This is a genomic window from uncultured Treponema sp. (genome assembly GCF_934725225.1).
GTDB lineage: Bacteria > Spirochaetota > Spirochaetia > Treponematales > Treponemataceae > Treponema_D.
Genome location: NZ_CAKVAM010000003.1, coordinates 366,167 through 382,897, shown reverse-complemented (window position 1 = coordinate 382,897; position 16,731 = coordinate 366,167). Strand labels below are relative to the sequence as shown.

Genomic DNA, 16,731 nt, shown 5'->3' with positions numbered 1-16,731 from the left:
CTTCTGCTTGCGTTACTGTAACGTTCTTCGTCCGCGAGTGATTTTGCAAAACGTTATCAGAACTTGTTGTTGTCATATGTTCTCCGCTTTTTGTGATAAAATTTCTTTATTGCTAATTCAATAATTCGATTGGACTTTTTTATTGTGAAAGGATTATTATTTGACTGTAAACAGAAAATCATGGAGATAAGATAAAAACAGCCGAAAATGGCATCTGTTTTTATCTTTAAAAGTTTGCGTTGCAAACTTTCTTATCATCTGTTGTTTCCGCTGGAAACTTGCGTTGCGGGTTCACTTCGTTGCGAAACAACTTAAAAAGTCAATCCTAAAACTGAAGTTTTTATCTTGACTTTTTAATAGGAGGTTTTATGAAAAAGATTTTGTTGACTTTTGCGGCGGCGGTTGTGTTTTCGGCTGTGGCGAATGCTCAGGAAGTGAAGTACATCAAGGCTCCTGAGTTTAAGAACCAGATTTATCTTTACGGTAAGCCTGATTCGTCGGAAACGGAGCAGTGGTACGAGATTGAAGGGCGGGGGCAGTTTGTGCGTAATGTGAAAAATCCTGCGCTGATTCCGTATCTTCCGGCAAAAAGGAAAGCGAACGGGGCAGCGGTGATTATTGCTCCGGGCGGCGCGTTTTTGCATCACACTTTTGGAAGCGGCGGTTTTGAGGCTGCGGAATGGTTCAGGAATCAGGGATTTGCGGCTTTTATTTTGAAATACCGGACGGAAGAGACTCCGCGTGATGAGGCTGAGCATCAGGCTTTTGTGGCTGAAAAAATGGCTGGCTACCGTGCTGGAGGCTTGAGCGGAAACTATGCGCCGCAGACGCCTGATTTTGCTTTTGAAGACATTTGCGCCGCTGTGAAACTTGTGCGTGAGCGCGCCGCGGAATTCAATGTTCAGCCGGACAAGATTGGAATCGTTGGATTTTCCGCCGGGGCTTTGCTTGCTGTTTACAATGCGGAATGTGCGCCTGATGAAAGCCGTGTGGACTTTATCGGCTCGATTTACGGCCAGCTTGTGATGAGGGAAATGCCGGAAGAGCTTCCGCCGCTTTTTGCCGCAATGTCCAGCGATGACGAGCTTTCGGGGCAGAGCGGATTTGAAGTTTTTCAGGCTTGGCAGAAACGCGGAATTGCGGAGCTTCATCTTTTTGGTCAGGGCGGACACAATTTTGGAATGGGTCACGAGCCGTACACTAACGCTTTGTGGCCAGAGGAATTTCTTGCCTGGCTCAAAATGATAAAGGTCATAAAGTAAAAGACTTTTGTGCTTTTGTGTCATTATTGTGCTTGCTCCTATGTCATTGCCGGGCTTGACCCGGTAATCCTTGAAAATAGAGATTCCCTGAACAAGTCAGGGAATGACAGCAGAGATGAGACTTTTTTTAGATAATATGGAGAAAATCAGGATGAAAAAATCAGTTTTTATTGCATCGTTTTTTGCGGCGGCGGTTGTGTTTGGCGCATTTGCTTTTGCGGAGGATTCTGAAATGAAATCGGAAAATAATTATGCCACGATTCAGCTTGGCAACGGACTTAAAATTCCGCAGTTCGGAATCGGAACTTACGGTTCGAGCGAGCAGCAGGCGCATGACGCGGTTCTTGAGGCTTTGAAGGACGGCTACCGGCACATTGACACTGCCCATGCGTACAGAAACGAGCGCGGAATTGCAAAGGCAATCAAGGAAAGCGGAATTTCTCGCTCGGAAATCTGGATTACCTCAAAACTTTGGCCTACGGATTACAGCAATGGAAACGGCGCTCAGTCAATCGATAAGATGCTTGAACGGCTCGGAACGGATTACGTGGATCTGGTTTATCTTCATCAGCCGGTTGGCGACTACATGGCAGGTTACCGTGCGCTTGAAGAGGCTGTGCGTCAGGGAAAAGTCCGGGCAATCGGTCTTTCTAATTTTGACCTGAACGAGAAAGTTTTTGAGGATGTCTATGCAAAGGCGGAGATAAAGCCTGTGATTGTTCAGATTGAGCTTAATCCTTATGCGCAGCGCGTTGAATTCAGAAAAAAGTGTGCGGAAAAAAATCTTGCCGTTGAGGGCTGGTTTCCTCTTGGCGGAAGCGGAAAGGGAAACGAAACGCTTTTTGCCGATTCCACAATAAAATCTCTTGCGGAAAAATACGGAAAATCTCCGGCGCAGATAATTTTGCGCTGGCACGTTCAGGAAGGATTCAGCACAATTCCGGGCGCAAGAAATCCTGCCCACATTGCGGAAAACATCGCGGTCTACGGCTTTTCTCTTTCCGATGCGGACATGGAAAAAATCCGCTCTCTGAACCGCGAGCAAAGATTCTACACAGGAACTTGGGAAAGCGCGCAACATTTTAAGGATGTGGAAATCAATTATTAGGAGTCGGGTTGATGAATAAAATTCACGCCATAAATAAAAGTTATTCTGAATATAAAAAATTTGCATTTTAAATTTTATTTGTGGCAGATTATTCTTATAGAAAAGTGAGACAAATTATTGAGACAAATTATCTTGGAGTAAAACATGAAAAAACTGATTTTTGTTTTAGGAGTTTTGATGATGGCAGGTTTTGCAAACGCTAAGTCGATTGTGGTTTATTATTCAAAGACCGGCGAGCAGTACGGCGTTGGCACGATTACGGAAGGCAACACTGCGAAAGCTGCAAAGGAGATTGCGTCTCAGACCGGGGCGGACATTCTGGAGCTTAAAACGGTAAAAAAATATCCTGAAGGCTACAAGGCGACAACCGAGGAGGCGATGAAAGAAATGCGCGCGAACGAGAGGCCGGCTCTTGCGGTGGAAATCCCGGACATGGCTCAGTACGACACGGTTTTTATCGGCTATCCAATCTGGTGGGGCGACGCTCCGATGTGCGTTTACACTTTTTTGGACGCTGTTGATTTGAGCGGAAAGACAATCCGTCCGTTCTGCACTCACGAGGGAAGCGGCGCGGCAGGAACTCAGGGCAAACTGAAAAAAGCCGAGCCGAACGCGACAGTTGAAAGCGTCCTTGCAATCCGCGGAACAACCGCCCAGAATAATGCAGCAACTGTGAAAAAAGAAGTGAGCGAGTGGCTAGCGAAGTAGATTGACAACTTACGCTAATTGTATTAAATATATTTTTAGTTACAGTTTGTAACTAATTCAACTTTAATTTATTCTATAAATTATATACAGATTTTTTAATCCTTTTTGGAGGAATTATGAAAAAAATGAAAAAACGAATTCTTTCTTTGCTTGCGGTTTTCATTTCTGCATTTGCGATTTTTGCGCAGACTGAAAACTACAAGACTTACGAAACAACGGATAAAAACGCGCCAGTTGTTTACTTTACGCGCGAGATTACGCCTGAAAGTCTTGTGAAAGTGTACAAGGCGATGGGCTGGCAGCCGCACGGAAAAGTCGGCGTAAAAATCAGCACTGGCGAGCCGCCTGCCTCAAACTATCTTCGTCCTTCTTTGATTGGAAAACTTGTAAAAGACGAGCTAGGCGGAACAATCGTCGAGTGCAACACAGCCTATGGCGGAAGCCGCGCCTCCAACGCGATGCACAAGCAGGTTGTGAAAGACCACGGATTTTTGGACATCGCGCCTTTCGATTTGCTTGACGAGGACGGCGAAATGGAAATTCCTGTGAACGGCGGAAAAAACTTGAAAGTCGATTACGTCGGCTCACATTTCAAGAATTATGATTCATACCTTGTTCTGTCGCACTTTAAAGGACACGCGATGGCGGGATTCGGCGGCGCAATCAAGAATCTTTCAATCGGATTTGGAAGCGGAACTTCAACCAAACGTTCTGGAAAATCCTTGATTCATTCGGGCGGAAGAAGCACGGACAACAGTTTTTGGGGAACATATACAGATGGACGAAAAAATCAGGATTTGTTCACCGAAAGCATGGCGGAAGCGGCGAAAGGCGTTTGTGACTACATGGGCAACGAAAAGGGAATAGCATTTGTGAACGTTATGAACCGCATTTCAATTGACTGCGACTGCGACGGACATCCGCACGAGCCGGAAATGAAGGACATCGGAATTCTTGCCTCAACAGACCCGCTTGCAATTGACCAGGCTGCAATCGATATGATTTACACTTACAAGAATAAAGATGGGGATTCTGCAAAGTCTTTGATAAACAGAATTGAGCAGCGCAACGGACGGCACGCACTGGAGCACGCCGCAGAAATCGGACTTGGAAAAGGTACAAGAAACTACCGCCTTGTTGAGATAAAATAGCGGTTTGTCATTGTCGGACTTGTTCCGGCAATCTCTTGTAAATCAGAGATTCCCTTGTCAAGCAAGGGAATGACACAATACATTGAGATTTAGTAATAAATATAGAAGAAAATGTTAGAAATCATTCAGCGTGAAGCGGTTTACCTTTGGTATTATTTTGACTTGCAGCTGCGGCAGATTTTCTGGTACTGGGTGCTTGGAATGTTGATTGGCTCTGCGGTGTCGGTTTTCGCAAAAAACTACATTCACCGGGCGGCGGAGATTTTGGGCGAAAAAGTTCCGGGAATCGCGGGAATTGTATTCGCTTCTCTTTTAGGAGTTGCAAGCCCGCTTTGCATGTACGGAACAATTCCAATCTGCGCGGCTTTTTCACGCAAGGGAATAAAGGACGATTTTCTTGCCGCGTTTATGATGAGCTCGATTCTTCTGAATCCTCAGCTGATTATCTATTCGACGGCGCTTGGACGGACAATGCTTTTTGTGCGGATTGCAGGCTGCTTTTTGATGGGAATTGTTGCAGGGCTTCTTGTGCGTGTTTTCTACTGCAAAAAGGACGGCAAATCTTACTTTGATTTTTCATCATTTGACGGGCCGCGCAACCGCGACACAGACCCGAACATTTTCTTTAGGCTTGTAAAAAATCTTGGGCGGAATGTAAAGGCGACTTGCCCGATGTTTTTGCTTGGAATTGTGCTTTCAGCGGTTTTTCAGCGTTATGTTCCGGCGGATGCGATGGCGAAAGTTTTCGGCAAGGGAAACGAGGCGTTCGGCGTTCTTATGACGGCGACCGTTGGAATTCCGCTTTACGTTTGCGGCGGCGGCACGATTCCGCTTTTGCAGCAGTGGCTCAGCGAAGGAATGAGCGCGGGAAGCGCGGCGGCTTTTATGCTCACAGGTCCTTCAACAAAAATCACGAATCTTGGCGCGCTTAAAATTGCTCTCGGAGCAAAACATTTTTTCTTCTATATAATATACGTGATTCTGTTTTCATTTTTGACAGGATTTGTTGTGAATCTGATTTTGTAAATGCCGATAAAGGACAAGGAAAGATAAAATATGGCTGAAGAAATTCACGAAAAACTTGAAAATCTTAAAAGTTATCTTCGTTCGCTTGGAAGCGTGATGGTCGCGTTTTCCAGCGGAGTTGACTCGACATTTTTGCTGAAAGTTGCGCACGATGTTCTTGGCGAAAATGCGGTTGCTGTTACGGCGAAATCCTGCAGCTTTCCAAAGCGCGAGGCAGATGAGGCGGAAGAATTTTGCACCCGTGAAGGAATCCGTCATTTTATTGTGGATTCTGAAGAGCTTGATATTCCGGAATTCCGCCACAATCCGAAGAACCGCTGCTATCTCTGCAAGAAGGAGCTTTTTACAAAAATCATCTCGCTTGCAAAAGAAAATAAAATCGCTTTTGTCTGCGAGGGAAGCAACCTGGACGACAACGGAGACTACAGGCCGGGATTGCAGGCAGTCGCGGAACTTGGCGTAAAAAGTCCGCTGCGTCATTGCAGTTTGTACAAGGCAGAAATCCGCGCGCTTTCAAAGGAAATGAATCTTCCGACTTGGAAAAAGCAGTCGTTCGCGTGCCTTTCCTCGCGTTTTCCTTATGGCGAAGAAATCAGCGAGAAAAAACTTTCAATGGTTGACAAGGCGGAACAGTTTCTGCTCGACAAGGGATTTGGTCAGCTTAGGGTAAGAATCCACGGTGAAAATCTTGCAAGAATCGAAGTTACACCTGCGGAAATGGAAAAGGCTTTTTCGCTCCGGGAAGAAATTGTGGACGCGTTGAAAAGCTTCGGATTTTTGTACGTTTCGCTTGACTTGCAGGGCTACAGAACCGGCTCGATGAACGAGGTTTTAAAATGAAAGATTCTTTTTGCGACTTGGGATTTGCAAAGCTCGACACAGGACGCAAGGAGCGCACTGGATTCAGCGAGGTTGTTTTTTGCCAAGGAAAGGATGACGGATTTTTAAGAGATATTTTTGCAAGACTTTTTGAGGCGAACGGCGAAGTCCTTGGAACTCGTGCCACGCAAAAGCAGTTTGAGATTGTAAAGGAAATTCTTCCGCAGGCAACTTACGACAGCGTTTCAAGAATCATAAAAGTTCAGGGCGAAAAGAAAAATCCTGCTGGAAACATTGCGGTTTGTACGGCAGGAACTGCGGACATTCCTGTTGCAGAGGAGGCTGCCCAGACTGCGGAATTTTTTTGCTCGCGGGTGGAGCGTATTTTTGACGTTGGCGTTGCCGGAATCCACAGGCTTCTTTCCCAGACTGAAAAACTTGAAAAGGCGAATGTTGTTGTCGCGGTTGCAGGAATGGAAGGCGCGCTTGCAAGCGTTGTTGGCGGATTGGTGAGCGTTCCTGTTATTGCAGTTCCGACTTCGGTTGGCTACGGTGCGAACTTGGGCGGACTTTCGGCTCTTTTGTCGATGATAAATTCCTGCGCGAACGGAATCAGTGTTGTGAACATAGATAACGGCTACGGCGCGGGCTACATTGCAACGCAGATAAACCGTCTTGCAGTCGGCGGAAGTGTAAAAAATCAGGCAGGTGAAAAATGAGCGATTTGTATCTTGAATGTAACTATGGAATTTCGGGCGATATGGCGGTTGCGGCTTTGCTTGATGTGGGCGCGGACAGAACGGCACTTGAAAAAGCGTTGGCGAGCATTCCAGCAAAAGGATTTAAAACTGAAATAAAGCGCGTGGAAAAAAACGGCGTTTCCTGCCTTGACTTCAATGTGATTTTGGATTCGGAACACGAAAACCATGACCACGACATGAACTATCTTTTTGGGCATGAGTACGCGGAAGATGAAGAACTCGGGCATTGCCACGAGCATTGCGAAAATACGCACGGACATTTCCATCATCATTCTGAATCAGAAGAACATTCTCACGCGGCTCAGCATGAAAGTCATCATCACGGAGAACAAGTTCACGGACACGAGCATCGGAATCTGCATGACGTTCTTGAAATAATCGATAGGACGGAAATGACAGAAAACGCGCGGAAACTTGTGCATAAAATTTTTGAGATAATCGCAAAGGCGGAAAGCAAGGCTCATTCAAAGCCGGTTGAGGACGTTCATTTTCACGAGGTTGGCGCGATTGATTCAATTGTTGACGTGATTGCGCTTTCGGTCTGTTTTGAAAGCCTTCACGTTGAAAAAGTTTTTGTTCCGTTTTTGTGCGAGGGAACGGGAACTGTCCGCTGTCAGCACGGAATTCTTCCTATTCCGGTTCCGGCGGTCGCGAATATTGTTCAGGATTTTTCTATTCCGCTAAAAATAACCGGGGAGCGCGGAGAATTTGTTACTCCGACTGGAGCGGCTTTTGTGGCTGCGGTTGCAACGGATTTCACCTTGCCGAAAAATTTTGTGCTTAAAAAAATCGGGATGGGAGCCGGAAAACGAAATTACGGCGTTCCGAATATTGTGCGTGCAATGCTTGTTGAAACGGAAAAAAGCAATTCTGAAAATCAGACTTCATCCGCTTTGCACGATAAGATTATAAAACTTGAAACGAACATTGACGATTCAACCAGCGAGACTTTGGGCTTTGTGATGGAAGAACTTTTTGCGTCAGGCGCGCTCGACGTTCAGTATCTTCCGTGCTTTATGAAAAAGAACCGCCCGGCGTGGCTCTTGGTTGTGCTTTGCAAAGCTGAAGATGCGGCGAAAATGGAAAAAATAATTTTTACGCACACAACAACAATCGGAATCAGAAGGGCAGAAATGGAACGCACTTGCCTTGCACGTTCGGTGTGTTCTGTGGAAGTTTTTGGCGAAAGCGCGGATGTGAAAGTTGTGGACGTGTACGGCGAAAAACGTTTTTACCCGGAATACGAAAGCGTTTCGCGGATTGCACGAAAGACAAAAAAGCCGTTTGGCGAAGTCTACAATAAAATCGTGAGTGAGTGCGAGAAATAAACTGTCTGTTTTCATTCTTGTTGTGCTGTCATTCCCTTGCTTGACAAGGGAATCTGTAAAAAATCAGATTGTTCTGAAAACTCGGTCAGGAATCTGTTATGACTTTGTAGTAGATTATCGGGTCAAGCCCGATAATGACATAAATTTTTTTGGAGGAATAACAAAAACTTTGCCTAAGATAGCGTCAAAGTTTTTGTTTACAAGTTTGCGTTGCAAACTTTCTATATCAACTGTTGTTTCCGCTGGAAACTTGCGTTGCGAGTTCACTGCGTTGCGAAACAACTAAAAACTCAAATCGAAAATTGAAATTTTCTCATTGAGTTTTTTGGAGGAAATTATGGCATGTTTTACTGTTCCATTGGCGGAGGCTGTTGTTCTTACAGTCGCAAAGAAAATTGTTTTCAGGCACAATGTGGATTCTGTCATCAAAGAGGCGGATGAGGTTGTGGCGGCGAAAAATCACAAAATCGCTGTGCTTAAAGAAAAACTCGGAATCCTTGAAAAAATGCTTTACGGCGGAAGTTTCCTGCTTGCAGTCGAGCATTTGTATCACGGAGAAATCAGCCTTGTTCCGCCTTTCCTTACGGCGATGAAAAATTCGGCTGAAATTCCTGAAATGCTGCGCGAAATGACGACGGTCGGAGTCGGAATGGCTCTGCTTACAACTGCGGTCTGGGCGGCTGGAATCGGAATTGCGGCATTGGTAAAAAGTCTGAAGAAAAAATCTTCTGCGCTTAAACTTTCAGGAGCGATCGCCTGATGTGCCTGATAATTACAGTTGCCGTGGCGATTGTGTTTTCCGTGCTGTTTTTCGTTTCAAAAAAAACTGGCGGCGCGGAAAAATCACACGGTTATGGCATAAGAAAATTCAGCCAGCCTCTTTTTACAACAATGCTCGCTTTTTGGGCGGCGGCGATAATGTGGAGCGTTGACGGAATTGCGAATGTCGCCGGCGGAGAGCCGTTTCTTGACCTAAGCAAAGAGGACGCTCTTCTCGGTGTGATTGTCGCCTTGTGCGGAATCGTGCTTTTTGCCGTACTTGCACTGCGGAATAAAAAAATCTCAAGGAAGCAAAGTAAAAACTGCTGAAAATGACAGTCGAGTTTACCGAAAATCCATTTCGAAATAAACCAAGGCTAGACAGAAAAATCGTACTGAGTACGAAACTTGCTTTCTTCAAAATCAGCAATCGTGCTCAGTACGAAAATCGGTTTTTCAAATTTCTTGATTCGTATTCGCTACGATTGCTGGCTTTATGTTAAAACGCAAATCGAACTGAATACGAATGTCGTTTTTCGCAATTTTCTTGAATCGTACTCAATACGATTGCTGGTTTTTCAAATTCCGCAAATCGTATTCAGTACGAACTGCGGACTCATCTTTTTTTGAGTGACTAAAACTTGTGTTTTCAGCCCTCTTGCATCGGACTGTTTTGTTTTGCAGGCACTGCAATTCCTAATGGAAAAAAACTGTTTGCAAACTGTATTTCCCAATAGAAAAAACAGCAGTTTTATGCTATACAATAATCATGCTCGCAGTTGCAGAAAAAATTGAGACAGAACGAAAAATTCACGCTGTTGAAACTTCTGAAATCCACAAAAAAGATTTCGGGCAGTATTTTACGCCTTATGCAATCGCGGAATTTATGGCTTCTCTTTTTCCTGCAACAAATGACGATTTGAATATTTTAGACCCCGGCGCGGGAATCGGAATTCTTTCATGCGCGTTTCTAAATAGAATTCAAAAAGAAAACTGGAAAAATCCTTCTATAAAACTTTCCGCTTACGACATCGATATAGAAGTTCTTGGAAAGCTAACACAAAATCTGATTGAGCAAAAAAAGAATTTTACTGATTTTGATTTTAAGGTTTACAATGCGGATTTCTTGGAAAAAACTTCGTTTGAATATTCCTTTGGAAAAAACGAAGAATTTACACACATCATAATGAATCCGCCATACAAGAAAATTCTTTCAAAATCTTCCGCGAGGGAATTTTGCCGCTGTTTTGGACTTGAGACAGTCAATTTGTATTCCGCTTTTGTGGGAGCTGCAATCGCGCAGCTAAAAGATAAAGGTAATCTTGTTGCGATAATTCCGCGGAGTTTCTGCAACGGACTTTACTATAAACCTTTCCGCGAATTCATATTGAAAAACTGTTCAATAAGACAGATTCATCTTTTTGAATCAAGAAAAGACGCTTTCAAGGATGAATCGGTTCTGCAGGAAAACATAATTATTCTGCTTCAAAAAGGAACTCCTCAGCGTGATGTGAAAATCTCGTATTCAAATGGCGCAGATTTTGAGAATCTGACCGAAAAATATTACGATTTTAAGGAAATCGTGAATCCGTTTGATAAAGAAAAATACATAAACATTCCGCTTCCGTCATTTTTGTCATCTTCGGCAGCTGAGAACTTTTTTGACTGCGCATTTGTTTCCTTAAAAGAAACTGGAGTTTCAGTTTCCACAGGGGCGGTTGTTGATTTCCGTGCAAAGAATTTTATCAGAAAAGCTCCTGATGAAAATTCCGTTCCGCTGCTTTATCCGGTGCATTTCAGAAATTACAGAACGGACTGGCCGAAAGAATCTAAAAAGCCGAACGCGATTATTTTTGCAGAAGAAACGGAATCGATGTTTGTTCCGACTGGAAACTATGTTGTTGTAAAAAGATTTTCAACAAAAGAAGAGAAAAAAAGAATTGTCGCCTCGCTGGTAACAGCCGATGATATTCACACTTCAAGTTTCGCATTTGAAAATCACTTGAATGTCTTTCACTTTGATAAAAAAGGTCTGCAGAAAGAAGTTGCATTAGGTCTTGTTGCCTGGCTTAACACGACATTTTTTGATGAGCAGTTCCGGAAATTCAGCGGGCATACGCAGGTGAACGCAACGGATTTAAGGAATTTGCCTTTTCCCTCAAAAGAAAAACTGATTGAGCTTGGAAAAAAGCTTGAAAAATATGACGGCTGGAATCAGGAGCTTTTTGATTCGATAGCAACGGAGTGTCTTAATGAAAAATCTGCAGCAGCAAATTTCTGAAAAAATAGAGCAGGCGACTGATATTCTGGAAAAATTCGGGATGCCGTCGGCTCAGCTTAACGACAGAACCGCATATTGCCTGCTTGCGCTTTTAAATGTTACGCCTGAAAAAAGCTGGGAGAATATTGAAAATCCTCTGATTGGAATAACTCCTATGATGGACTTTACAAAGATAAATTACCAGAAAGAATATGCTCCGAATTCAAGGGAGACTTTCAGAAGATTCAGTGTTCATCAGCTGGTTCAGGCTGGAATCGTTTTGTATAATCCTGATGACTCTTCGCGCCCTGTCAACAGTCCGAAAGCCGTCTATCAGATTTCACCCGTCGCATTTGATGTGATAAAAACTTATGGAACAAAGGATTTTGAGACGAAGATTCAGGACTTCTTGAAAAATCAGGAATCGCTTTCAAAACAATATGCCCATGAACGGGAAATGAATATGGTTTCCGTAAAAATTAAGGATGAGCACTCAATTCAGATTTCTCCAGGAAAACACAGCGAGCTTATAAAAGATATTATTGAGCAGCTTGCGCCTAGATTCCTTCCGAACAGCACGTTGGTTTATATCGGCGACACTGGCGAGAAATGGGGATATTACGACCAAGAGATTGCAGGAAATTTACTGTTCAATGTTCTTGAGCATGGAAAAATGCCGGATGTGATTCTTTATGTTGAGGATAAAAAGTGGCTTGTTCTTGTTGAATCCGTAACCTCTCACGGACCTGTTGACAGCAAGAGATATATCGAGCTGAAAGACTTGTTTTCAAACGTGAATGCGGACTTGGTCTTTATTTCAGCTTTTCCTGACAGAAGCACATTCGTAAGATTCGCGCACGACATAGCTTGGGAAACAGAAGCATGGATTGCCGATAATCCTGACCACATGATTCATTTTAACGGCGATAAATTCATCGGTCCGCATAAGTGATTTTTTCTCTTTATTCCCCGTAAATCGCGCGGATCTGCGAGAATGCCGCGGCGAGCTGGTTCTCGTTCTTTTTCAGGCAGACGCACCAGTAGGTTACGTTCACTTCCGGGTCGGTTATTGGAACTCGGACTTTATTTTGCGGCAGTGTCCATCTTTCATCGGAAAATTTTGTTGCGAAAGACGGCAAGTCTGCTACTTCCACGAGTTTTTTGAACGCGGAATATTTCTGCTGGTCAAAGAATTCAACGTTTGGAATCAGGCGCTTTGTTGTTCTGTACCAGAATCCGATTTTGCTATAGATGAAGATTTTTTCCCCGGCAAGGTCTTTCAGGCTGATTTCTTTTCTGCCCGCAAGCCTGTGGTTTTTCGGCATGACGAATGAAAGGTTTTCCTCGAACAGTTTTACCGCCGCGTATTTTTCCGTGTTCTTTGGAGGAGCGAGCGTTACAATCAGCTTTGATTTTCCGCTGTCGAGCATTTTGTAAAGTTCCTTTTCGCTGTCCTTTAGCTCGTGCTTTATTGTCATTCCCAGAAACTGCTGCGAAAGAATTGGCGTGAGCTCTGAAATCGGCATTGGCGCAATCGAGGCGAAACTGAAAATTCTGTGCGTCTGCTCGTATTCTTTCACCTTCTTCTCAAAAACAGCTTCCGCCTCAATGACTTTCTGCGCGTACTCGGCGGCAATTTTTCCGTTCTCGTTCAGGACGATTCTGTTTTTTCCGCGCTCAAAAAGCTGGACTCCCAAATCATCCTCAAGTTTTTTCATGGAGCGGCTCAACGCCGGCTGCGACACATTCATCTTTTCCGCCACCGCCGTAAGAGTTCCGTACTTTGGAAAAGCGGCAAGCTCATTCAAAACGTAGAGTTCTATCATAGTTTGAAAATATCACAGATTTTTGATTTTTGCCATAAGAAAAAGTTATGCTGACCAAAAAAACATTATATTTTAAATATTTTTCCGCCTGATTTATATTCTTTTTTAGAAAGCGTTAGGGATTGTAGTGGCGGCGAAGCCGTTGCGGAACGGAGCAGGGCGAAGTGAAGCAATGGAGTGCGGTTAGCACGCAACCACGAAAAGCCCGACCCGAGCGGTTGTTGAGCTTGTCGAAACAAAGCAAGGGGAACGCCCTGAAAATTTGAAATCAAAACAAACAACGGAGGAAACTATGAAAAAGATTCTTTTTACGGCGGCTGCGGTGGCTTTGATGGCGGGCTTTGCGTTTGCTTCTCCTAATGCAAAACCGCTTAGCATCAAAAAGCAGGGAATTTTCAACTCGGGCGGAACGGTTACAGAGCCGGTTCCGGGAAAATACGACGAGACGACAAACTGGCTTTCCAAGACACGCGAGGGAAACACGGCTCACGTTGACCATGCGAACGTTCTTTATCAGGTTCCGGCTAAGGAAAAGGCAAGCCCGGTTGTGTTTCTGCACGGCTACGGACAAAGCAGAATGGGCTGGATGACAACTCCCGACGGGCGCGAGGGCTGGAGCGACATTGCTTTGCGGAACGGACGGGCTGTTTTTCTTGTTGACCAGCCGCGGCGTGGGGAAGCCGGAAGCACTTCCGTTATGTCAAGCGGATTCATCGACACTTTTGCGGACAGGACGAACGAATATCTTCCGGGTGATCAGGCCTGGTATACTCACTTTAGAATCGGGCGTGTTGCTCCGGGACGCTACGACGGGAGCCAGTTTCCGGAAGGAGACGAGGCGCAGAACCAGTTTTTCCGCCAGATGACGCCGAACACAGGCGCGTATGATGAAAAGCTCTTCGGCGAGGCGTTGAGCGAAGTCCTTTCCGACAGCGCGAAAATCACCGGAAGAAAGGCGGTCTACGTTACACATTCACAGGGCGGAAGAGTCGGATGGCAGACGGACGTTCAGAACATGGCGGCTCTGATTGCAGTTGAGCCGGGCGGAACTCCGGCGATAGGCTCTGCGGAATACAAGAAATTCCTTGAGGCGAAGATTCCGATGGTAGTGATTTTCGGCGACTACATCGACAACGGGCCTAGCGACATTCATTCAACCGTGTTCTGGAAAAACGTTCGCGATCAGGCGCTTGACTTTGCCGAGCATTACCGTGCTGACGGCGGCGACGCGGAAGTCTGGAACTTGCCAAAAATGGGAATCACAGGAAACAGCCACTTTATGTTTCAGGAAAAAAACAACAAGCAGATTGCCGGCCTGATTGAAAACTGGCTCAAAGCGCGGAAGCTGTAGAGACTTGGAAAAATTGAACTGCCCTGTGAAATCTTATGGGGCAGTTTTTTATTTGGGCGTTCCCCTCGCTCCGTGCAAGCACTCCGTTCGGGTCGGGCTTTTCGCACTTCGCCGTCTAACCGCGGCTCATTCCTTCACTTCGTTTCGGAACTGCTCCGCAGATGCTACAATCCCTAACGCAAAAAGTCTGATCAATATTTAAATTTTTGTAAAAATTCTTTTGGAGTAATGGCTTTGACAGGAGAAATTTTATAGTCCTGAATATTTCTTGTGATGATGATTTTCGCCCCTGCGTTTTTCGCGCAGAAAGCCTGAACCGCATCTTCAAAATCTGCCATCGGCGAGCTGAACGCCTGTTTTATCTGCTTTTTTGTTACAGAAAGAATTTTAAAGCTTGCGAAAAAATTTTCTACGATACTTTTTTGTTGCGCTGAATCCTGAAAAATTTTTCTTGTTATGTATACGGTGTCGGCGACTGTCTGGGCAGATACACAAGGCTGATGTTTTTCAAATACTGTCTGCAATGCGTTGAAAGAATCCTCAAAAAAATCTTTTCTTTTGTTCAGTACATCGATTATTACATTTGTGTCAATCAGGATTTTCATTTTTCTAATTTCCGAGTAGCAAGGATTTTTTCAGTATCGGTTTCGCTTGGAATCAGACCTACTGCGGCATTTAGAGAATCAAGCTTTTTTTGAATTCTTCGGGAAACTTTTTTCTGCTTTTTCTGAGGCAAGACCTTTAGTCCGTATCGTGAAGCCGTGTCTTTGAATTTTGCCGGATTTTCAAAAAAGTCAGAATATGAAACGACAATCATTTTTTCCTCCTATGATAACTTTTAAAATAAATATAGCACAGAAAAGCGGAATTTTCCATAAAGAAAGATGTGCACGGATTTTCTTCACTATAACAAAAACTTATGCTCAGCAAAAAAACATTATATTTTAAATATTTTTCTGTGTGATTTATATTCTTTTTTAGAAAACGTTAGGCTATGGAGCACCTGCGAAGCAGTCCACTGGAGCGAACGAAGTGAGTGAAGCGGATGAGCGGTTAGCGAAGTGCGGAACAGCCGACGGTCGCGGCGGTTGAGCTTGTCGAAACCGTAACGACTGGAACGTCCTTAATAAAATTTTTCGGAGGTACACATGAAAAAATCACTTTTGAATGTTGCGGTTTTTACTGCGGCAGTTATCGGCACAGCGGGTTTTTCTGCCTGCATCACAACAAAATCAGCGGAAACAAGAAATAAGGAGGTTGCTATGAAAAGTTTTAATGGAAATCCGTGGGAATTGGTTTATGACGGAGCGATTACGGAAAATGTCAAGGGCAAGGTGAATATCCGCCCGGTTACTTACGATTTGAACGGAATTGCGATTTCGGCGAATCTTTATCTTCCGGCGGACTATGACGAATCTGACTCAAAGAAATATCCTGCACTTACGGTTGCCCATCCGAACGGCGGAAGCAAGGAGCAGGTCGCGGGATTGTACGCTCAGAAGCTTGCCGAGGCTGGCTATATCACGATTGCGGCTGACGCGAGCTATCAGGGGGCAAGCGGCGGTGAGCCACGGCTTCGCGACTGGCCTGCGAACAGAATCAACGATGTTAGCGGAATGGTTGACTATCTTGTTCAGCTTCCGAAGGTTGACAGCGCAAGAATCGGCTCTCTTGGAATCTGCGGTGGCGGCGGCTACACGCTTGCTGCAAGCCAGACAGACAAGAGAATCCGCGCGGTTGCGACTCTTTCAATGTTCAATTCAGGCCGCGTAAGAAGAAACGGTTTTGGCGACAAGCAGATTGCCACGGTTCAGGAGCGTCTTTTGAGGGCAAGCAACGCGCGCAACGAGGAGCTTAAGGGCAACGTTCTTTATGAAGGTTTTTTGCCGCCTCACAAGGACGACGACGAGCTTCGCAAGATTATGGAAAGCCAGCCGGAGGGTCTCTACAAGGACGGAATCGACTACTACGGACTTTCTTACCGCCATCCGCGCGCAACCGGAAGCTACACGACTGAATCTTTCATCAAGCTGATGGCGTTCGACGTTGAGGACAGAATGGACTTGATAAACCAGCCGCTTTTGATGATTGCAGGCTCTGCCGCCGACACGCTTTATATGTCAGAGGACGCTTTCAAAAAGGCGAGCGGAACAGCTGACAAGGAGCTTTACCTGATTGACGGCGCATCCCACATCAAGACTTACTGGAAGAGTGAATACGTTGCCGAAGCGACAAACAAGCTTTCAGAATTCTTCGGAAAAAGATTGTAGAAAGAGAAATAGGCGGGCTTTGGCATTCCGCCTGCAGGATTAAATAAAAGCATTGACTATTCTACAGTAATAATCTGATTTATTAAAAAATAAAGTTCTTTC

At 44.8% G+C, this 16,731-nt stretch carries 17 protein-coding genes; 14 read left to right on the top strand and 3 right to left on the bottom strand.

Features of this window, described 5'->3' with window-relative positions:
• Positions 1-368: 368 nt before the first annotated feature.
• From Q0H92_RS06740 to Q0H92_RS06685, 12 genes are all read left to right on the top strand, one after another.
• Entirely contained in the window at positions 369-1,262 is an 894-nt protein-coding gene (locus Q0H92_RS06740) for an alpha/beta hydrolase (RefSeq protein WP_296013183.1), read from the top strand.
• A gap of 151 nt (positions 1,263-1,413) precedes the next feature.
• On the top strand, positions 1,414-2,370 hold the full coding sequence (locus tag Q0H92_RS06735) for an aldo/keto reductase (RefSeq protein WP_296013181.1): 957 nt from the start codon (positions 1,414-1,416) through the stop codon (positions 2,368-2,370).
• A 144-nt stretch (positions 2,371-2,514) separates the two neighbouring features.
• Positions 2,515-3,078 (top strand): flavodoxin, encoded by a 564-nt coding sequence (locus Q0H92_RS06730; protein WP_296013179.1) that lies wholly within the window; start codon positions 2,515-2,517, stop codon positions 3,076-3,078.
• A 116-nt stretch (positions 3,079-3,194) separates the two neighbouring features.
• Positions 3,195-4,229, top strand: coding sequence for a DUF362 domain-containing protein (locus Q0H92_RS06725; protein ID WP_296013177.1), 1,035 nt, complete (start codon positions 3,195-3,197; stop codon positions 4,227-4,229).
• Positions 4,230-4,340: 111 nt separating this feature from the next.
• On the top strand, positions 4,341-5,255 hold the full coding sequence (locus Q0H92_RS06720) for a permease (protein WP_296013175.1): 915 nt from the start codon (positions 4,341-4,343) through the stop codon (positions 5,253-5,255).
• A gap of 30 nt (positions 5,256-5,285) precedes the next feature.
• Positions 5,286-6,095 (top strand): ATP-dependent sacrificial sulfur transferase LarE, encoded by an 810-nt coding sequence (gene larE, locus Q0H92_RS06715; protein WP_296013173.1) that lies wholly within the window; start codon positions 5,286-5,288, stop codon positions 6,093-6,095.
• On the top strand, positions 6,092-6,793 hold the full coding sequence (gene larB / locus Q0H92_RS06710) for a nickel pincer cofactor biosynthesis protein LarB (RefSeq protein ID WP_296013171.1): 702 nt from the start codon (positions 6,092-6,094) through the stop codon (positions 6,791-6,793). Before larE ends, larB begins: the two co-directional genes overlap by 4 nt.
• On the top strand, positions 6,790-8,163 hold the full coding sequence (larC, locus tag Q0H92_RS06705) for a nickel pincer cofactor biosynthesis protein LarC (protein ID WP_296013169.1): 1,374 nt from the start codon (positions 6,790-6,792) through the stop codon (positions 8,161-8,163). The genes larB and larC overlap by 4 nt, the downstream gene beginning before the upstream one ends.
• A 337-nt stretch (positions 8,164-8,500) precedes the next feature.
• Positions 8,501-8,923, top strand: a complete 423-nt coding sequence (locus tag Q0H92_RS06700) for a hypothetical protein (RefSeq protein ID WP_296013167.1) — start codon at positions 8,501-8,503, stop codon at positions 8,921-8,923.
• Positions 8,923-9,252 carry a hypothetical protein gene (locus tag Q0H92_RS06695; RefSeq protein WP_296013165.1) on the top strand — a complete coding sequence of 110 codons (330 nt, stop codon included), beginning with the start codon at positions 8,923-8,925 and terminating at the stop codon, positions 9,250-9,252. The genes Q0H92_RS06700 and Q0H92_RS06695 overlap by 1 nt, the downstream gene beginning before the upstream one ends.
• Before the next feature lie 439 nt (positions 9,253-9,691).
• Positions 9,692-11,203 (top strand): N-6 DNA methylase, encoded by a 1,512-nt coding sequence (locus Q0H92_RS06690; protein ID WP_296013163.1) that lies wholly within the window; start codon positions 9,692-9,694, stop codon positions 11,201-11,203.
• Positions 11,175-12,134, top strand: a complete 960-nt coding sequence (locus Q0H92_RS06685) for a BsuBI/PstI family type II restriction endonuclease (RefSeq protein WP_296013162.1) — start codon at positions 11,175-11,177, stop codon at positions 12,132-12,134. Before Q0H92_RS06690 ends, Q0H92_RS06685 begins: the two co-directional genes overlap by 29 nt.
• 10 nt (positions 12,135-12,144) lie before the next feature.
• On the opposite strand, the gene Q0H92_RS06680 is transcribed toward Q0H92_RS06685, so the two are convergent.
• A complete protein-coding gene (locus Q0H92_RS06680; RefSeq protein ID WP_296013160.1) occupies positions 12,145-13,008 on the bottom strand; it encodes a LysR family transcriptional regulator in 864 nt (287 codons plus the stop codon).
• Between the two features lie 292 nt (positions 13,009-13,300).
• Between Q0H92_RS06680 and Q0H92_RS06675 the strand changes: the two genes are divergently transcribed.
• On the top strand, positions 13,301-14,359 hold the full coding sequence (locus tag Q0H92_RS06675; RefSeq protein ID WP_296013158.1) for an alpha/beta fold hydrolase: 1,059 nt from the start codon (positions 13,301-13,303) through the stop codon (positions 14,357-14,359).
• A gap of 191 nt (positions 14,360-14,550) precedes the next feature.
• On the opposite strand, the gene Q0H92_RS06670 is transcribed toward Q0H92_RS06675, so the two are convergent.
• Positions 14,551-14,964: a PIN domain-containing protein gene (locus Q0H92_RS06670; RefSeq protein ID WP_296013157.1), complete on the bottom strand. Its 414-nt coding sequence runs from the start codon at positions 14,962-14,964 to the stop codon at positions 14,551-14,553.
• Positions 14,961-15,176, bottom strand: a complete 216-nt coding sequence (locus Q0H92_RS06665) for a hypothetical protein (RefSeq protein ID WP_296013155.1) — start codon at positions 15,174-15,176, stop codon at positions 14,961-14,963. The genes Q0H92_RS06670 and Q0H92_RS06665 overlap by 4 nt, the downstream gene beginning before the upstream one ends.
• A gap of 331 nt (positions 15,177-15,507) precedes the next feature.
• On the opposite strand from Q0H92_RS06665, the gene Q0H92_RS06660 reads away from it, so the two are divergent.
• Entirely contained in the window at positions 15,508-16,629 is a 1,122-nt protein-coding gene (locus Q0H92_RS06660; RefSeq protein WP_296013153.1) for an alpha/beta hydrolase, read from the top strand.
• Positions 16,630-16,731 lie beyond the last annotated feature (102 nt).

Bases quoted from the DNA above. Each gene is read 5' to 3' on its own strand.
- Q0H92_RS06740 (WP_296013183.1), top strand. From the start codon at position 369: ATGAAAAAGATTTTGTTGACTTTTGCGGCGGCGGTTGTGTTTTCGGCT.
- Q0H92_RS06735 (WP_296013181.1), top strand. From the start codon at position 1,414: ATGAAAAAATCAGTTTTTATTGCATCGTTTTTTGCGGCGGCGGTTGTG.
- Q0H92_RS06730 (WP_296013179.1), top strand. From the start codon at position 2,515: ATGAAAAAACTGATTTTTGTTTTAGGAGTTTTGATGATGGCAGGTTTT.
- Q0H92_RS06725 (WP_296013177.1), top strand. From the start codon at position 3,195: ATGAAAAAAATGAAAAAACGAATTCTTTCTTTGCTTGCGGTTTTCATT.
- Q0H92_RS06720 (WP_296013175.1), top strand. From the start codon at position 4,341: ATGTTAGAAATCATTCAGCGTGAAGCGGTTTACCTTTGGTATTATTTT.
- larE (WP_296013173.1), top strand. From the start codon at position 5,286: ATGGCTGAAGAAATTCACGAAAAACTTGAAAATCTTAAAAGTTATCTT.
- larB (WP_296013171.1), top strand. From the start codon at position 6,092: ATGAAAGATTCTTTTTGCGACTTGGGATTTGCAAAGCTCGACACAGGA.
- larC (WP_296013169.1), top strand. From the start codon at position 6,790: ATGAGCGATTTGTATCTTGAATGTAACTATGGAATTTCGGGCGATATG.
- Q0H92_RS06700 (WP_296013167.1), top strand. From the start codon at position 8,501: ATGGCATGTTTTACTGTTCCATTGGCGGAGGCTGTTGTTCTTACAGTC.
- Q0H92_RS06695 (WP_296013165.1), top strand. From the start codon at position 8,923: ATGTGCCTGATAATTACAGTTGCCGTGGCGATTGTGTTTTCCGTGCTG.
- Q0H92_RS06690 (WP_296013163.1), top strand. From the start codon at position 9,692: ATGCTCGCAGTTGCAGAAAAAATTGAGACAGAACGAAAAATTCACGCT.
- Q0H92_RS06685 (WP_296013162.1), top strand. From the start codon at position 11,175: ATGAAAAATCTGCAGCAGCAAATTTCTGAAAAAATAGAGCAGGCGACT.
- Q0H92_RS06680 (WP_296013160.1), bottom strand. From the start codon at position 13,008: ATGATAGAACTCTACGTTTTGAATGAGCTTGCCGCTTTTCCAAAGTAC.
- Q0H92_RS06675 (WP_296013158.1), top strand. From the start codon at position 13,301: ATGAAAAAGATTCTTTTTACGGCGGCTGCGGTGGCTTTGATGGCGGGC.
- Q0H92_RS06670 (WP_296013157.1), bottom strand. From the start codon at position 14,964: ATGAAAATCCTGATTGACACAAATGTAATAATCGATGTACTGAACAAA.
- Q0H92_RS06665 (WP_296013155.1), bottom strand. From the start codon at position 15,176: ATGATTGTCGTTTCATATTCTGACTTTTTTGAAAATCCGGCAAAATTC.
- Q0H92_RS06660 (WP_296013153.1), top strand. From the start codon at position 15,508: ATGAAAAAATCACTTTTGAATGTTGCGGTTTTTACTGCGGCAGTTATC.